Origin of the sequence: Pseudomonas sp. SZ57, assembly GCF_009495975.1 — a bacterium.
GTDB classification, from domain to species: Bacteria; Pseudomonadota; Gammaproteobacteria; order Pseudomonadales; family Pseudomonadaceae; genus Aquipseudomonas; species Aquipseudomonas syringae.
Map to the genome: position 1 here is coordinate 126,006 of NZ_WIBD01000015.1, position 16,705 is coordinate 142,710.

Annotated in this window: 16 protein-coding genes; 11 read left to right on the top strand and 5 right to left on the bottom strand. The window is 63.2% G+C overall.

What is annotated here, in order from left to right:
- Window positions 1-19 precede the first annotated feature (19 nt).
- The 11 genes from phnF (at window position 20) to GE543_RS15215 (ending at window position 10,418) form a co-directional block, all read left to right on the top strand.
- Complete coding sequence (phnF, locus tag GE543_RS15165; protein WP_153221778.1) at window positions 20-769, top strand: phosphonate metabolism transcriptional regulator PhnF; 750 nt, start codon at window positions 20-22, stop codon at window positions 767-769.
- Window positions 770-783: 14 nt separating this feature from the next.
- Window positions 784-1,248 (top strand): phosphonate C-P lyase system protein PhnG, encoded by a 465-nt coding sequence (gene phnG / locus GE543_RS15170; protein ID WP_003367168.1) that lies wholly within the window; start codon window positions 784-786, stop codon window positions 1,246-1,248.
- Window positions 1,248-1,844 (top strand): phosphonate C-P lyase system protein PhnH, encoded by a 597-nt coding sequence (gene phnH, locus GE543_RS15175; protein WP_153221779.1) that lies wholly within the window; start codon window positions 1,248-1,250, stop codon window positions 1,842-1,844. Before phnG ends, phnH begins: the two co-directional genes overlap by 1 nt.
- Window positions 1,844-2,923 carry a carbon-phosphorus lyase complex subunit PhnI gene (locus GE543_RS15180; protein WP_046270411.1) on the top strand — a complete coding sequence of 360 codons (1,080 nt, stop codon included), beginning with the start codon at window positions 1,844-1,846 and terminating at the stop codon, window positions 2,921-2,923. The genes phnH and GE543_RS15180 overlap by 1 nt, the downstream gene beginning before the upstream one ends.
- 11 nt (window positions 2,924-2,934) lie before the next feature.
- On the top strand, window positions 2,935-3,807 hold the full coding sequence (locus GE543_RS15185) for an alpha-D-ribose 1-methylphosphonate 5-phosphate C-P-lyase PhnJ (RefSeq protein WP_371927173.1): 873 nt from the start codon (window positions 2,935-2,937) through the stop codon (window positions 3,805-3,807).
- Window positions 3,804-4,625, top strand: coding sequence for a phosphonate C-P lyase system protein PhnK (phnK, locus tag GE543_RS15190; RefSeq protein WP_103695437.1), 822 nt, complete (start codon window positions 3,804-3,806; stop codon window positions 4,623-4,625). Before GE543_RS15185 ends, phnK begins: the two co-directional genes overlap by 4 nt.
- Before the next feature lie 41 nt (window positions 4,626-4,666).
- Window positions 4,667-5,383 (top strand): phosphonate C-P lyase system protein PhnL, encoded by a 717-nt coding sequence (phnL, locus tag GE543_RS15195; RefSeq protein ID WP_024960089.1) that lies wholly within the window; start codon window positions 4,667-4,669, stop codon window positions 5,381-5,383.
- Window positions 5,377-6,522 (top strand): alpha-D-ribose 1-methylphosphonate 5-triphosphate diphosphatase, encoded by a 1,146-nt coding sequence (locus tag GE543_RS15200; RefSeq protein WP_004410800.1) that lies wholly within the window; start codon window positions 5,377-5,379, stop codon window positions 6,520-6,522. Before phnL ends, GE543_RS15200 begins: the two co-directional genes overlap by 7 nt.
- The gene (gene phnN / locus GE543_RS15205) at window positions 6,522-7,088 is read left to right on the top strand and encodes a phosphonate metabolism protein/1,5-bisphosphokinase (PRPP-forming) PhnN (RefSeq protein WP_153221781.1); all 567 of its coding nucleotides are present in this window, start codon (window positions 6,522-6,524) and stop codon (window positions 7,086-7,088) included. The genes GE543_RS15200 and phnN overlap by 1 nt, the downstream gene beginning before the upstream one ends.
- A complete protein-coding gene (gene phnP / locus GE543_RS15210) occupies window positions 7,079-7,828 on the top strand; it encodes a phosphonate metabolism protein PhnP (protein ID WP_004410803.1) in 750 nt (249 codons plus the stop codon). The genes phnN and phnP overlap by 10 nt, the downstream gene beginning before the upstream one ends.
- A 208-nt stretch (window positions 7,829-8,036) precedes the next feature.
- The gene (locus GE543_RS15215) at window positions 8,037-10,418 is read left to right on the top strand and encodes a glucose/quinate/shikimate family membrane-bound PQQ-dependent dehydrogenase (RefSeq protein WP_153221782.1); all 2,382 of its coding nucleotides are present in this window, start codon (window positions 8,037-8,039) and stop codon (window positions 10,416-10,418) included.
- Window positions 10,419-10,461: 43 nt separating this feature from the next.
- Here the strand turns inward: GE543_RS15215 and GE543_RS15220 are convergent, their stop codons facing one another.
- The 5 genes from GE543_RS15220 to GE543_RS15245 form a co-directional block, all read right to left on the bottom strand.
- Window positions 10,462-11,985 carry an amidase gene (locus tag GE543_RS15220; protein ID WP_153221783.1) on the bottom strand — a complete coding sequence of 508 codons (1,524 nt, stop codon included), beginning with the start codon at window positions 11,983-11,985 and terminating at the stop codon, window positions 10,462-10,464.
- Between the two features lie 122 nt (window positions 11,986-12,107).
- Window positions 12,108-13,259, bottom strand: a complete 1,152-nt coding sequence (locus GE543_RS15230) for a M20 family metallopeptidase (protein ID WP_153221784.1) — start codon at window positions 13,257-13,259, stop codon at window positions 12,108-12,110.
- Window positions 13,256-14,683, bottom strand: coding sequence for a M20 family metallopeptidase (locus GE543_RS15235; RefSeq protein WP_046270406.1), 1,428 nt, complete (start codon window positions 14,681-14,683; stop codon window positions 13,256-13,258). The genes GE543_RS15230 and GE543_RS15235 overlap by 4 nt, the downstream gene beginning before the upstream one ends.
- The gene (locus tag GE543_RS15240) at window positions 14,680-15,702 is read right to left on the bottom strand and encodes an ABC transporter ATP-binding protein (protein ID WP_153221785.1); all 1,023 of its coding nucleotides are present in this window, start codon (window positions 15,700-15,702) and stop codon (window positions 14,680-14,682) included. The genes GE543_RS15235 and GE543_RS15240 overlap by 4 nt, the downstream gene beginning before the upstream one ends.
- Complete coding sequence (locus tag GE543_RS15245) at window positions 15,699-16,700, bottom strand: ABC transporter ATP-binding protein (protein WP_003423960.1); 1,002 nt, start codon at window positions 16,698-16,700, stop codon at window positions 15,699-15,701. Before GE543_RS15245 ends, GE543_RS15240 begins: the two co-directional genes overlap by 4 nt.
- Window positions 16,701-16,705: the final 5 nt, after the last annotated feature.

The following is a 16,705-nucleotide window of genomic DNA, read 5'->3' on the forward strand; positions in this document are numbered from 1 at the left end:
ATGAACACTTTTTTTAACCATGCAGTTGTCTAGACAACCTGAGCCGATGTATCTGGAACTGGCCGAGACGTTGCGTGACGAGCTGGCCACGTATCTGCCTGGCGATTACCTGCCGGCGGAGTTTCAGCTGGCCGAACGTTTCAGCGTCAACCGCCACACCATCCGCCGTGCGGTCGACGAGCTGGTCCGCGAGGGCAGTGTGCTGCGCCGGCAGGGCAAGGGCACTCAGGTACTGGAACGCCCATTGATCTACCCGATGCAGGCCGACAGCGCTTACAGCAAGTCGCTGTCGGCGCAAGGCATCGGGGTCGAGGCCGTGCTGCTGGTGCGCCGCGAATGCCTCGCCAGTCAGGAAGATGCGCTGCATCTCGGGCTGGAAGAGCTAGCGCCACTGATCGAGCTGCAGACCTTGCGCAAGCTGGACGGTCAGGCCATGAGTCTGATCTGCCATCGCTACAGCGCCCGTTACAGCGAGTTGCTGGCTGATTATCAGAGCGGTTCGGTGCGCCAGTACCTGGCCGAGCGCGAGTTGCCATTGAGCCGTGCGCAGAGCCTCATCGGTGCCCGCTTGCCGTCCCGCGGCGAGGCCGGGCTGCTTCTGATGCCGCGGCACATGCCTGCGCTGACGGTGTTGACGGTTTCGTGTGACCGGTCGGGGCAGCCCGTAGAGCTTTCGCGCTCGGTCAGCCGTTCTGACCGCTTCCAGTATCAAGTGGCATTCAACGCGATTGCCGACAGCCAGATGGCTGACCACCCAACGACGGACTGACCCCGAGGTGTTCCATGCAAGCATCCCCCGAAACAGCCGCACGTCAGCACTGGATGGGCGTATTGGCGCGCGCCCATGTCGATGAGCCGAGCCGCGAGCGATTGCAGCGTCACGAAGCGGCATTGCGCGACACCGATTACCAGATGATCCGCGCCCCGGAAATCGGCATGACTTTGGTGCGTGGCCGTATGGGCGGCACCGGTTCAGCTTTCAACCTCGGCGAAATGAGTGTGACGCGCTGTGTGGTGCGGTTGGCCGATGGGCGCACCGGCTACAGCTATCTGGCCGGACGCGACAAGCGCCACGCTGAACTGGCGGCGCTGGCCGACGCGCATTTGCAGGGCGCGCAGCAGGCCTGGTGGCTCTCCGAACTGATCGAGCCGCTGGCGCGTGCGCAAGCCGAGCGTCGGGCGCGCAAGGACGCCGAGGCCGCTGCCACCAAAGTCGAATTCTTTACCCTGGTCCGAGGAGAAGACTGATGAATGCCGTCCTTTTGCAACCTGCCTTCAGCGATCCGGTACTGGATGCCCAGCGCAGTTTTCGTGTCGCCCTCAAGGCGTTGTCCGGTCCGGGGGTGATTCAGACCCTGCCCAGCGCGCACCAGCCGCCGGCCTTGCAGGGTCTGGACAGTGCCACCCACGCCTTGTGCCTGGCGTTGCTGGACCTGGACACGCCAGTGTGGCTGGCGCCGGCATTCGATACCCCGGCGATTCGCGCGAACATTGCTTTTCATTGCGGCAGCCCGATTGTCACTGAGCGGCACGCAGCGCGCTTCGCGTTGCTCGATGCGTCGACGGCCCTGCAACTGCACGATTTCGATACCGGCAATGACCGCTACCCGGATCAATCCTGCACCTTGCTGATCCAGCTGCCTGGCCTGGAAGGCGGGCGGATGCTTGCCTGGAGCGGTCCCGGCATCGAGCGACAAAATTCGGTGGCTGTGCCGCTGGATGAAGGTTTCTGGGCCGCACGTGACGCGCGCAATGTCTTCCCTTGCGGGCTGGATGTGTTCTTTGTCTCGGGCAGTCGATTGCTCGGCTTGCCACGCAGCACCCGCGTGCAGGAGTGTGCCTGATGTACGTCGCAGTCAAGGGTGGCGAACAGGCCATCGATAACGCTCACCGCCTGCTGGCCAGCAGGCGTCGTGGCGACACCGGCATCGCTGAACTCGACGTCGAGCAGATCCGTCAGCAACTGCCGCTGGCGGTAGCACGGGTCATGAGCGAAGGGTCGCTGTACGACCCGCAGCTGGCTGCGCTGGCGATCAAGCAATCGGCGGGCGATCTGATCGAAGCGATCTTCCTGCTGCGCGCCTACCGCACCACGCTGACGCGCTTCTGCGCCAGCGTGCCCATCGACACCTCGAACATGCAGCTCAACCGTCGCCTGTCGGCCACGTTCAAGGACCTCCCCGGCGGCCAATTGCTCGGGCCGACCTTCGACTACACCCACCGCTTGCTGGATTTCACCTTGCTGGCCGAAGGCGAGCACCCGGGCCCGGAAGTCACCCCGCACGCCACGCTGGAGCCCTGTCCGCGAGTGCTCGGATTGCTGGCCAAGGAAGGGCTGATGAAGCCCGAAGTCGACGATGGCGAGCGCGTCGCGGACATTACCCGCGAGCCGCTGGAGTATCCGTCCAGTCGTGCCCAGCGCCTGCAGGCACTGGCGCGTGGTGATGAGGGGTTTCTGCTGGCGCTGGGTTATTCGACCCAGCGCGGTTACGGCCGCAATCACCCGTTCGCCGGGGAAATCCGTATCGGTGAGGTGGAAGTCTGGATCGAACCTGAAGAACTGGGTTTCCCGATTGTGATTGGCGACATCGAAGTCACCGAGTGCGAGATGGTCAATCAGTTCGTCGGCTCGGCCAGCGAGCCTGCGCAGTTTACCCGGGGTTACGGCCTGGCGTTCGGTAACGCGGAGCGCAAGGCGATGGGTATGGCACTGGTGGACCGTTCGCTGCGCGCCGAGGAATTCAACGAAGAGATCCTCTCACCGGCCCAGCAGGAAGAGTTCGTCCTGGCGCATTGCGACAACGTTGAAGCGGCGGGTTTCGTCTCGCACCTCAAGCTGCCGCATTACGTCGACTTCCAGTCCGAGCTGGAACTGATTCGCAAGCTGCGCAAGTCTGCACCGAAACCGGGGAGCGACCAATGACTCATGCACCGATGAATACCGCACAGCAAAGGCCTGCACGGGATGAGGCCTACAACTTCGCTTATCTGGACGAGCAGACCAAACGCATGATTCGTCGCGCCTTGCTCAAGGCGGTGGCGATCCCCGGTTACCAGGTACCGTTCGGCGGGCGCGAAATGCCGCTGCCGTATGGCTGGGGCACCGGCGGGATGCAACTGACCGCGGCGATCCTGGGCGCCGATGATGTGCTCAAGGTCATCGACCAGGGCGCTGACGACACCACCAACGCGGTTTCGATCAGGCGTTTCTTTGCCCGCACGGCCGGCATCGCCACCATCGAGCGCACGCCCGAGGCGACGGTCATCCAGACCCGTCACCGGATCCCGGAAACACCGCTGCACGCCGATCAGATCATGGTCTATCAGGTGCCGATTCCGGAACCGCTGCGTTTCATCGAGCCGTCGGAAACCGAGACCCGGACCATGCACGCGCTGGATGATTACGGCGTCATGCACGTCAAACTCTACGAGGACATCGCCACCTTCGGTCATATTGCCACCAGTTACGCTTACCCGGTGATGGTCGATGAGCGCTACGTGATGGACCCGTCGCCGATTCCCAAATTCGATAACCCCAAGCTGCACATGAGCCCGGCATTGATGCTGTTCGGTGCGGGGCGCGAAAAACGTCTGTACGCCGTGCCGCCGTATACGCAGGTGGTGAGCCTGGACTTTGAAGATCACCCGTTCGAGGTGCAGCGCTGGGAGCAGTGCTGTGCAATCTGCGGCAGCCATGATTCCTTTCTCGACGAGCTGATTCTCGACGATGCCGGGACGCAGAGCTTTGTCTGCTCCGACACCGATTACTGCGCCCAGCGCGTCAAACAGCAGGAGAACGACCGATGATCAGTGCACGTTCATTGGACCCGGCGGGCGGGCGCCTTCCCGAGGCTGTGCAGCCGCTGCTCAAGGTGCGCGGTCTGACCCGTCTGTACGGTGTGCAGAAGGGCTGTCAGGACGTCAGTTTCGATCTGTACCCCGGCGAAGTGCTGGGCATCGTTGGCGAGTCCGGCTCGGGGAAATCCACGTTGCTCTCGCTGTTGAGCGGACGTTGCCCGCCGGACCGCGGCAGCATCGACTATCGCAGCAAGGAGGGCGACTGGTTCGATTTGTACAGCGCCAGTGAGGCGCAGCGGCGCACCTTGCTGCGCACCGAGTGGGGCTTTGTCGAACAGAATCCGCGCGATGGCCTGCGCATGGGCGTCTCGGCCGGCGCCAATATCGGCGAGCGTCTGATGGCGCAGGGGGTACGCAATTATCAACAGTTGCGCGGTGCCGCGCTGGACTGGCTGACCCAGGTGGAGATCGATCCGCAGCGCATCGACGACTTGCCGCGGACTTTTTCCGGCGGCATGCAGCAGCGCCTGCAAATCGCCCGCAATCTGGTCTCCAGCCCCAGACTGGTGTTCATGGACGAACCCACCGGCGGGCTCGACGTGTCGGTGCAGGCCCGCTTGCTCGATCTGTTGCGCGGGCTGGTGCGCGAACTGGATCTGGCCGTGGTCATCGTCACCCATGATCTGGCGGTCGCGCGGCTGCTGGCTGACCGGCTGATGGTCATGCGTCGCTCGGAAGTGGTCGAAAGCGGCCTGACCGACCAGATTCTCGATGACCCGCAGCACCCGTATTCGCAACTGCTGGTGTCCTCGGTATTGCAGCCATGAGCCGCACTGCCCGAACAGCCTGTACAGAAGAGGTGAGCCCGATGACAACCTTGATCGAGGTCCGTGACCTGTCGAAAACCTTCACCCTGCATCAGCACAACGGCGTGGTCCTCAATGTGCTGCGCGGGCTGAATTTCTCGGTGCGCGCTGGCGAATGCCTGGTGCTCAGCGGGCAATCCGGCGCGGGCAAAAGCACGCTGCTGCGCACCCTGTACGGCAATTATCTGCCTGCCGCCGGCAGCATTCGCGTGCAGCATGAAGGCGAGTGGACCGAACTGGTCGGCGCAACCCCGCGCCAGGTGCTTGAGGTACGACGCAAGACACTCGGCTACGTCAGCCAGTTCTTGCGCGTGATTCCGCGTGTGTCCAGCCTGGACGTGGTCATGGAACCGGCCCTGGCGCGCGGCTGGTCCCGTGAGCAGGCGCAGGAGCGCGCGCAACTGCTGCTGGGGCGGCTGAACATTCCGCAGCGTTTGTGGCCGCTGGCGCCCAGTACGTTTTCCGGTGGCGAACAGCAGCGCATCAACATCGCGCGCGCGTTCATGGTGCCTTGGCCGGTGCTGCTGCTCGACGAACCGACTGCGTCGCTGGACGACGCCAACCGCCGGGTGGTGCTGGAACTGGTCGACGAGGCCAAACGGGCCGGTGCCGCCCTGATCGGTATTTTCCATGATCGCGACGCCCGCGAGGCAGTCGCCAATCGTCAACTCGACATGACCCCGGTGGACCTCACCGCCAAGGAATTGCTGCAATGCTGAACGAACAGGTTTTCAGTAACGCCCGCGTGGTGACGGCCGAACAGGTATTCACTGGCACTGTAGTGGTCCGAGACGGCCTGATTGCCGAGGTCGAGAGTGGATGCAGCCAGTTGAGTCAGGCTCAGGACATGCAGGGCGATTACCTGCTGCCGGGGTTGGTGGAATTGCACACCGACAACCTGGAAAAGCACCTGTCGCCGCGTCCGGGTGTCGACTGGCCGTCGATGTCGGCGGTGATCAGCCACGATGCGCAAATCGTCGCGGCAGGCATCACCACGGTGTTCGACGCGCTGTCGATCGGCGACATCAACCCCAAAGGCAAGCGCATGCAGCAATTGCCCGCCATGCTGCAGGCGATTGCCGACGCCAATGCGGCAGGCCTGACCCGCGCCGAGCACGTGCTGCACTTGCGCTGTGAGGTCAGTCACCCGGATACCTTGAGCGTGTTTCGCGATCTGGTGGACCAGCCACTGGTGCAACTGGTCTCGGTGATGGACCACGCGCCCGGCCAGCGTCAGTTTGCCCTGGAGTCCAAGTACCGCGAGTACTACATGGGCAAGTACCACATGAACAACGAGGAAATGGACCGCTTCATCGTTGAACAGGTGGCCAACTCCAACGAGTACGCCGACCGCTACCGGCGTGCGATCGTCGAACTGTGCCTGGCGCGCGGCCTGTCGATTGCCAGTCACGACGATGCAACCATGGCGCATGTCGAGGAGTCGGCGGGTTTCGGCATGAACATCGCCGAGTTCCCGACCACGCTCGAAGCGGCCCGTGGCTGTCGGCAACTGGGCATGAGCGTGTTGATGGGCGCACCGAACATCGTGCGCGGCGGCTCGCACTCCGGTAACGTGGCGGCAGCATCGCTGGCCCGTGACGGGTTGCTGGATATTCTGTCCAGCGATTACTACCCGGCCAGCCTGTTGCAGTCTGCATTCATGCTCGCCGCTCAGGACAACGCATGTGATCTGCCGCAGGCGGTCAACATGGTCAGCCGCACGCCGGCCGTGGCTGCCGGGTTGGCGGATCGTGGTGAAATACGTGTGGGGCTGCGCGCTGATCTGATCCAGGCGCGTGATCATGCCGGCCTGCCGGTTATCGACAAGGTCTGGCGACAAGGCAAGAGGGTGTTTTGATGGTTGGCAGGTTGATCTATCTCATCGGGCCGTCCGGATCAGGCAAGGACAGCCTGCTGGACGCGGCCCGGGATACCCTGGCGCGACGCGATTGCCGTATCGTTCGGCGGGTGATCACCCGTTCCGCCGAAGCGGTGGGCGAGGCGGCGCAGGCGGTGACTGCCGAGCAGTTCGAGCAGATGCGCGAGCGAGGCGCGTTCGCCTTGAGCTGGCAGGCCAATGGTCTGCACTACGGCATTCCCGTCGAGATCGATCAGTGGCTGCTGGAAGGCCATGACGTCCTGATCAACGGCTCCCGGGCGCATCTGCAAAAGGCGCAGGCGCGCTATCCCACGCTGCTGGCGGTGTTGCTGACGGTCAATCAGGAGGTGTTGCGCAAGCGCCTGCTGGCGCGCAACCGGGAAAGCCTTGCGGAAATCGAGGAGCGCCTTGCGCGCAACTCGCGCTTTGCCGGAGATTTGCTGGCGAGCAATCCGCAGGTCTTCCCGCTGGATAATTCCGCTGATCTGCAACACACCGTTGCCACGCTGCTCGGCTTGCTCGACAAGCGTCACGCATGCGCCTGACCCTGCTGGGCACCGGTGATGCCCGACAGGTGCCGGTCTACGGTTGTCAGTGCGTGGCGTGTGCTGCCGCGCGTGCCGACCATGATCTGCGCCGCTTGCCGTGCAGCGCGCTGATCGAGTGCGCCGACCAGCGCTGGTTGATCGACAGCGGCCTGACCGACCTCACCGAGCGTTTCCCACCGCGCAGCCTGAGCGGGATTCTGCAGACGCACTACCACGCCGACCATGCTCAGGGATTGTTGCACCTGCGCTGGGGCCAGGGGCTGGTGATTCCGGTCCACGGCCCGGCGGATCCGGAAGGCCTGGCCGACCTCTACAAACACCCCGGTATTCTGGATTTCAGCCAGCCATTCGCCGCATTCGAACGCCGTGCACTGGGCGCGCTGCAGGTCACAGCGCTGCCACTGGCGCACTCAAAGCCTACGTTCGGCTACCTGTTCGAAGGTGAAGGGCAACGTTTTGCCTACCTGACCGACACCGTCGGCCTGCCCGACGACACCCGCGAGTATCTGCAACGTGCGCCGCTGGACCTGCTGGTGCTTGACTGCTCCATGCCTCCACAGCCTCAGCCGCCGCGTAATCACAATGACCTGACCCTGGCGCTGCAAACCATCGAGTGGCTACGACCGGGCAGGGCGGTGCTGACGCATGTCGGCCATACGCTGGATGCGTGGTTGATGGGGCGAGCGGGGCAATTGCCTGATCAAGTGTTCGTCGGTCAGGACGGGATGACCCTGTAGAACGCTGGCGCGAAAATTCTGTTCGCTGATCGCCCGCAATCCTGTGCGCTAGACGCATCACGGCTTTGACCCGCTCTGTCAGTGACCTGAATCTGCCTGATGTCGCTCGGCCATGATCCTTTTACATACCGGGCAGGCTGCGACAATTTGTCTTAATGAACCGTTTAGTACATTCTGCGCGCCTGTGAAAATCCGACAGGTTTGAAAAATGACAAATGCGCAAAATACAGGGGCAGTCGGCAGGTTTCTGCTGCCTGGACTGGGTGGGGTGATCGCCTTGATCGGACTCGGGCTGGCAGGTGGCGGTGGCTATCTGGTAGCGCTTGGCGGGAGCTGGTTCTTCCTGCTGATGGGCCTGGCGATGCTGGTCAGTGGTGTACTGATCGCCGCCCGCAAGCCCAAAGGTGCCTTGCTGTATGGCATTGCCCTGATACTGACCGCCATCTGGGCTGTCTGGGATGCAGGCCTGCATTACTGGCCGCTGGTTTCCCGAGTATTGACCTTCGCCGTCATCGGCCTGGTGGTGGCACTGATCTATCCGACACTGGTTCGCGCCTCGGGTGCTCAGGCAGGGCACGGTGCCTATGGCCTGGCCGGTCTGTTGGCCATTGGTGTTGTAGCGACCATCGGTTATATGTTCGTCCCGAGCCATGTGGTCAGCGCCGCCAGCGTGCCTGATGTGGTTCCGGTGGCTCCGGGCTCCGAGCAGAAGAATTGGGCGCACTGGGGCAACACTCCGGCAGGCAACCGTTTTGCCGCTCTGGATCAGATCAACAAAAGCAACGTCGACAAGCTGCAGGTCGCCTGGACCTTTCATACCGGCGACATCCCGCAAAGTACCGGGGCCGGCGCAGAGGACCAGAACACCCCGCTGCAGATCGGCGACACGGTTTACACCTGCACCGCTTACGGTAAGGTCTTCGCACTCGATGCAGATACCGGCACACAGCGCTGGAAGTTCGATCCTCAGGGCAGTGCGCCCAACTGGCAGCGTTGCCGAGGCCTAGGCTACTTCGCGGCACCTGTCGCCGAAGCAGCGACAGCCAATGCGCCGGCACCATCAGTCTCAGGCGCATGCGTCGCGCGCGTGTTCCTGCCGACCGGCGACGCGCGTCTGATCGCACTCGACGCCAAGACCGGCGAGACCTGCAAGGACTTCGGCAATCAAGGCGTGGTCGACCTGAAAACCGATATGGGCGAGGTCAAGGAGGGCTACTACCAGCAAACCTCGACGCCACTGGTAGCGGGCAATGTGGTGGTTGTCGGTGGTCGTGTTGCCGACAACTTCTCTACCGGTGAGCCTCCGGGCGTAGTACGCGCCTACGACGTGCACACGGGTGAGTTGGTCTGGGCGTGGGATCCGGGTAACCCGAATACCACCAAACGTCCGCCCGCAGGCGAAACCTATACCCGTGGCACGCCGAACGTCTGGTCGGCCATGTCCTACGATGACAAGCTTGGCCTGATCTACTTGCCGACCGGTAACGCAACACCCGACTTCTTCGGCGGGACGCGTACCGAGCAGGATGACAAGTGGTCCTCGTCAGTCGTGGCGGTCGACGTCAAGACCGGCCAGGTGCGCTGGAACTTCCAGATGACTCACCACGATCTGTGGGACTTCGACATCCCGGCGCAGCCGTTGCTGTATGACATTCCAGATGGCAAGGGCGGTACCCAGCCGGCATTGGCACAAGTTACCAAGCAGGGCGAGATCTTCCTGCTCAACCGCGAAACCGGCGTGCCGATCTCGCGGGTCGAGGAACGCCCTGTGCCGCAAGGTAACGTGCCGGGCGAGCGCTATTCGCCGACCCAGCCGTTCTCGGTGGACATGCCTTCGATCGGCAACCAGACCCTGAAAGAGTCGGACATGTGGGGCGCCACGGCATTCGATCAGTTGATGTGCCGGATCGCCTTCAAAGGCATGCGTCACGAGGGTGTCTACACGCCACCTGGGCTAGACCCGGCGTTGCAGTTCCCGGGTTCGCTGGGTGGCATGAACTGGGGCAGTGTCTCGGTTGACCCGACCAACAGCTACATGTTCGTCAATGACATGCGCCTGGGCCTGGCCAACTACATGATCCCGCGCGACAAGATCGCCGCCGGTGCCAGCGGTATCGAAATGGGTGTTGTGCCACAGACCGGTACTCCTTTCGGGGCCATGCGTCAGCGTTTCCTGTCTGCCGTCGGCATTCCCTGCCAGGCACCGCCGTTCGGCACCATGTCGGCGATTGACCTGAAAACCAAGAAACTGATGTGGCAGGTTCCGGTCGGTACCGTGAAGGACACAGGCCCGATGGGCATTCGCATGGGCCTGCCGATTCCGATCGGTATGCCGACGCTGGGTGCCTCGTTGTCCACCCAGTCGGGCTTGCTGTTCTTCGCCGGTACGCAGGATTTCTACCTGCGCGCTTTCGACAGCGGCAACGGCAATGAAATCTGGAAGGCACGTCTGCCAGTCGGCAGCCAATCCGGCCCGATGACCTATGTATCGCCCAAGACCGGCAGGCAGTACATCCTGCTCACTGCCGGCGGTGCCCGCCAATCGCCGGATCGTGGCGATTACGTGATTGCCTACGCGTTGCCCAAGTAACGCATATCACCTCTGAGGGGCAGATGCTGCCCCTCAGCCTTTTTTACATCGCCCCAATCTCTGGCTTGCCCGTTCTCGACCCGCCATAAATCGGCGGATGCGTGACGATGTGGGTCAGGTCGACCGCCGAGGCCAGCAGTTTTTGCAGGTCGGGACGCGGACGTGACAGGCGTGGATCATTCAGCGTTGCCTGCTCGATCGCGTCAGCGCAGGCCAGCAGTTTCGCATCGCCACGAAATCCGCCGATCACCTGCAGCCCGAACGGCATACCGTTGTGGTCGGCGCCGCAGGGCAGGGACAGCGCCGGATTGGTGGTCAGGGTGATGGTGTAGCACAGCGCCAGCCAGCGATAGTAATTGTCCAGGGGCACGCCATTGACTTCGCGCAGGTACAGCTCGCTCCAGGGGAAGGGCGAGACTGGCGTGGTGGGCGCGAGGATCAGGTCGTAGTGTTCGAATTGTTTCTGAAAGCCGCGAAAGATCCGGCTTTGCTCGCCATGCGCCTTGACGCAGTCCTGCAGCGACATCGCGGCACCCATGTCGAAATTGGCGCGGGTGTTGGGCCCCAGTGCATCAGGGTCGCGGTCGTGAGCGTCCTGCAGCCCGGCGACGAAGGCTTCGGCACGCAGGACGTCGAAGGTGCGATGGGCGCTGGTCAGATTCAGGTCGACGGCTTCGCAGGACTTGAACAGCGATTTCAGGGCGCTGATCTTTTCCCGAAAGACGGCACGGATCCTGTCATCCACAGCACACGCGCCGAAGTCTTCGCTGTAGCCGACACGCAGCTGGCTGAGGTCGATCGGGCGCGGTGCGAACTCGTCAGCGGCGATGGCATAACTCAATGGGTCGGACTGCCCCAGCCCGGCGCTGGCGCGCAGTTGCAGCAGGGTATCGGCAACATTGCGGCCCATGGGGCCTACCACTGAAATCGGTGTCCAGCCGAGCTTCTTGCGTTCACTCGGCACCAGCCCTGGTGAAGGACGCAGGCCGACGATACCGCACAGCGCCGCGGGAATGCGCAGCGAACCGCCGGTGTCCGAGCCGCTGCACAACGGCACCATGTCGACGGCCAGTGCGGCGGCGGATCCACCCGAGGAACCGCCGGCATTCAGTTCAGGATTGAACGGGTTACCGGTCGCGCCCCACACCACATTGCGGGTATTGGCGCCTGCGCCCAGCTCCGGAACATTGGTCTTGCCGACCATGATTGCCCCGGCTGCACGCAGGCGCGCGACGAACAGGTTGTCCTGCGCGGGAATGTTGTCGCGAAACAGTTGCGAGCCGTAGGTGGTGAGGACCCCGGCGGTTTCTTCCAGGTCCTTGATGCCGATTGGCAGGCCATGCAGCAGCCCCAGCGGTTCGCCCTGCATGACGGCATGTTCGGCCAGCAGTGCCTCGTCGCGGGCGCGCTCGAAACAGGTCGCGGCGAACGCGTTGATCTTCAGGTTCAGGCTTTCAATCCGCTCGATACAGGCGTCCAGCAATTCCACCGGAGAGAGCTGTTTGTTGCCGATCAGCGCACGCAGTTCGGTGGCAGATTTACCGAGCAGCTCGGACGATTTTTGCATGGAGTGTTCTCCCGAATGTCATCGTTCCGCACGCTCCGCGTGGGAATGCATTTCGTGACGCTCTGCGTCACACATCTGCGTCGCGCCTCTTTTTCCAGATTGGGCGCACGTGGGCAGTCTCTTCAAACATCCCCCAACGCCAGTATCGTCGCGACCAGCGCCTGGCCTCTGGGCACCAGGGTGTTCAGTTCCAGGTACTCGCGGTCGGTGTGGACCTTGCCGCCCACCGGGCCGAGGCCGCACAGGGTCGGGATCCCGAGGCTGGCGGTAAAACCCGAGTCGGCGCAGCCTCCGGTGAATTCGCCCTCCACGCTGAAACCCAGTTCCTGCGCGAGGTCCTGATAAATACTCAGCAAATCGGTGCTGTGCCGGGATTCCATCGGCAGGAAGGTGGTGGCTTCCAGCAGTCTGGTTGACGTGCCGGGCAGTTCCTCTTCGGCGACGATCGCCTGCACGGCTGCAAGTATTTCCGCCCATTGGCGAAGCTCGACAAAACGCACATCGAGCTTCGCCGTGGCGCTGGGCGCTACCGTATTGCTGGAGGTACCGCCGGAGATCAGCCCGACATTGGTGGTGATGCCCGCTGCGTAATCAGTCAATGCATGCAACTTGATCACCTTGTGCGCCAGCGCCTGGATGGCACTGGCACCGTCGGCATGATTGACCCCCGAATGCGCTGCGCGGCCGCTGACTTCGATGATCAACGTGGCACCGCCTTTGCGCGCGCTGACCACATTGCCGCTGGCGCGGCCCGGCTCGGGGTTGAGCACTGCGCGCGCCTGGCGGGCGTAGTGTTCGATGTGGCTGCGAGCGCTGGCGGAGCCGATTTCCTCGTCGCCGGTATACAGAATCTGCACCGGGAACGGCAGCGGACCTGCGCGTTTCAAGGCCTTCAGCGCAAAGCAGTTGAGCACCAGTCCGCCTTTCATGTCGGCCACGCCAGGGCCGTAGGCTAGCTCACTGTCTTTTGTGTAGCCGCGTGTTGTAGTGGTGCCCTTGGGGAATACGGTGTCGCGGTGACCCAGCAACAACACCGGCTTGCCGGGGCCACCGGGCAACTCGGCGAGCAGTACATCGCCAAACCCTTCGACCGGGATGCGTGTGACGTCGATACCATCGACCTGCAACTGCTCGACAAGCAGCTCACCGACTGCGTCGACGCCGACCTTGTCGTAGCTGTTGGAATCGGTATCGACCAGGCGCTGCAGCAGCGCTTCCATCGCCTCATATTGCTCGGCCAGCCACGCGGTGGCGTGCAGTTGTGCCTCATTCATTCACTCAGCTCCTGTGCCCGCTGCTCCCGGGTCAGTCGTGCGCCGTCCGTGCCCAGGTCCCAGAACAGTCCGGCCATGATTTGCAGGCTTTCCTTGACCACCGGAGCCAGCAAGTGCTCATCAGGCGCATGCTGCGAGCACGCCGGGTATGAGTGTGGCACCCAGACCGTCGGCAGGCCCAGCACTTCAGCGAACACGTCATTGGGCAGCGAACCGCCCAGATTGGGCAGCAGTGCGGGTTTCTTGCCCGTGGTGGTGGCCAGCGAATCCAGCGCCCAGCCAACCCACGGGCTGTCCGGCGACAGGCGCGTGGCGTGCATCACGTCCATACGCGTCTGCCTGACCTCGACACGATCGAAGCCGTGGGCATCGAGGTGCGCGCGCACCGCGGGGATGAATGCGTTGTAATCGCTGTCGACCACAAAGCGAATGTGACACAACGCGTGAGCCTTGCCGGGAATGGCGTGTACCGGGGCGTCCGGGTTGCCGGTCTTGAAGGCGAGGACGTCGAGGGTGTTCCAGCCGAAGACTTTTTCGCTGAGCGACAGCGCCGGGTTGCCCCAGTCGGCGTCGATGTCCGGATCGCCGGGGCCGCCGCCGACCTCGATATCCGCCAACGCGGCCTTCACAGCGTCGGGAATGGCTTTGGGCATCAGCCCCGCGACTTTCACCCGGCCATGCTCATCGACCATGCTGGCGATGGCATTGGCCAGAATGATCCCCGGGTTGGCCAGCAGGCCGCCCCAGTTGCCGGAATGGTGCGCGCCTTCGCGCAGGTTTACCGTCAGCTCGAAGTTGAACACCCCGCGCGAGCCGAGAAACAGGGTAGGGCGTGCCGCTGCGAGGCGCGGGCCATCGGAGGCGATAAAGATGTCGGCGGCGAGCTCTTCGGCGTGGGCCTGGCAGAACGCGCTGAGGCCGGGAGAGCCATCTTCTTCGCCCATTTCCAGAAGCAGTTTGACGTTGAAGCCCAGCTTGCCATCGCGAGCCTTGAGGGTCTGCTCCAGTGCCGTCAGGTTGATCAGGTGCTGGCCCTTGTTGTCAGCGGTGCCGCGCCCGTACCAGCGCTCGCCACGCTCAATCACCTGCCACGGCGACAGGCCGGTCTGCCACTGCGCGTCATACCCGCGAACCACGTCGCCGTGGCCGTAACTGAGCAGCGTTGGCAGTTCAGCGGCTTCGATGCGCGTGGCGATCATCAGCGGGCCACGTCCGGCGACCGGGTTGTCATGCACGGTAACGCTGAAACCCAGACGCTCGACATGCGGCGTGATGAACTCATGAAGATAACGATACAGCTCGGGCAGGCTCTCGGCCTCCTGGCTCTGGGTCGGGTAGGCAACGCTTTTGCCGAGCAGGGCGAAAAAGGCGCCGTTGTCGAACTGTTCAGTGACGTTTTCGATGGCGTGCGAACGGCTACTCATGAGGGCATCTGCTCCAGAGGTTTCGAGGTGTCGTGCAGGTGGCAGCGAACGGTTCCGCCTTCCATGCGGCCAATGGCCGGGGCTTTTTCCTTGCACACCGGCATGCACGCCGGGCAGCGTGGATGAAAGGCACAGCCGGACGGCGGCGACATGGGGTTGGGAAAGGTGCCGTGCAAACCCAGATCGGGAATCCCCAGATGCGGGTCCGGGGTCAGCACCGAGTCCAGCAACGCCTGGGTGTAGGGATGGCCGGGCCGGGCGAACAATGATTCGCGGCTGCGCTCTTCAACGATCCGCCCCAGGTACATGACCGCCACGCGGTCGGCCAGATGTTCGATGACGGCCAGGTTGTGGCTGATCAGCAGGTAAGTCAGGCCGAATTCCTGTTTGAGCTCCTGCAACAGATTGAGAATCTGTGCCTGCACCGAAACGTCCAGCGCCGAAGTCGGCTCGTCGCAGATCAGCACATCCGGGCGCATCACCAGCGCCCGGGCAATCGCCACACGCTGACGCTGACCACCGGAAAGCTGGCTCGGGTAACTGTCGATCACGCGTTTGGGCAAGCCGACCACATCCATCATCGCTTCGGCGCGCTGGCGACGTTCGGCCGCGGTGCCGATGCCATGCACGATCAGCGGCAGCGTGACGATCTCGCGCAGGTTCTTGCGTGGGTTGAGTGACGAGTAGGGGTCCTGAAAGATCGGCTGAATGCGCCGCGCCATCTCCTTGCGGTCGGTGCCGGCGAGGTGCTTGCCGTTGACCAGTACGTCGCCGCTGCTGGGCGCAAGCAGCCCCAGCAGCATCTTCGCCAGGGTACTTTTACCGCAGCCCGATTCGCCGACCAGCCCGAGTGTTTCGCCACGCATCAGGCGTAGCGACACACCATCGACGGCTTTGAGCGTGGCATCGGGTTTGAAAAAACCACGACTGATGCTGAATTCGCGGCGTATATCGCACAGTTCCAGCGCGATGTCTTTCTTGACGCTGGCAGTCGGAACCTGTTTCACGGCGGTATTCATGACGGTACGCCCTCACGGTGAAACACAGGTTCGGCGCCCGCTGCGGCAAACAGGCAGCGAGTCATGTGGTTGTGGCTATTGATCGGCGGGATGTCGTCGGCACAGGCGGGGATCGCCTGCGGGCAGCGATTGCGAAATGCGCAGCCGTGTTGCTCGCCCACCAGGCTGGGCACCAGCCCCGGAATCGACCCCAGCGGCTGGCCCGGCTGAGTGCGTCCGGGGATCGGTATGCTCGCCAGCAAGCCGCGGGTATAGGGGTGTTGCGGGTTCTCGAACAACTCGATGGCCGGGGCGGTCTCGACGATCTGTCCGGCGTACATCACCGCGACCCGGTCGGCGATACGTGCCACCAGCCCCAGGTCGTGGGTGATGAAGATCACGGCCAGACCCAGCTCCTTCTGGATGTCGCGGATCAGGCGCAGGATCTGCGCCTGAATGGTCACGTCCAGCGCAGTGGTCGGCTCGTCGGCGATGATCACGTCCGGCTCGCACATCAGGGCCATGGCGATGATCACCCGCTGGCGCAGGCCGCCCGACAGTTGATGCGGATACTGGCGCAAACGCTCGCCCGCGTTGCTGATCCCGACTTTCTCGAGCATTTGCGCGGCGCGCTGCAGGGCCTCCTTGCGCGACACCTTGCGGTGTCGGGTGAGCACTTCGCTGAGCTGATCGCCAATGCTGTAGGCCGGGTTCAGCGAGGTCATGGGCTCCTGAAAGATCATCGCCAGGCGGTTGCCGCGCAGGTCGCACATCTGCCGCTCGCTCTGGGTCAGCATGTCGATGCCGTCCAGGCTCAGCGTCGTTGCGGTACGTCGGGCCTTGCGCGGCAGCAGGTCCATGAGTGCCAGCGAAGTCAGGGATTTGCCGCAGCCGGACTCGCCGACGATGCACAGCATTTCGCCGCGCTCGACCTGGAAATCCAGGCCGCGCACTGCGTGCAGCGTGTCTTGGCCGAGAGGGATCTCGACACGCAGGTTTTCAACATGCAAAAGCGCCATGTGCG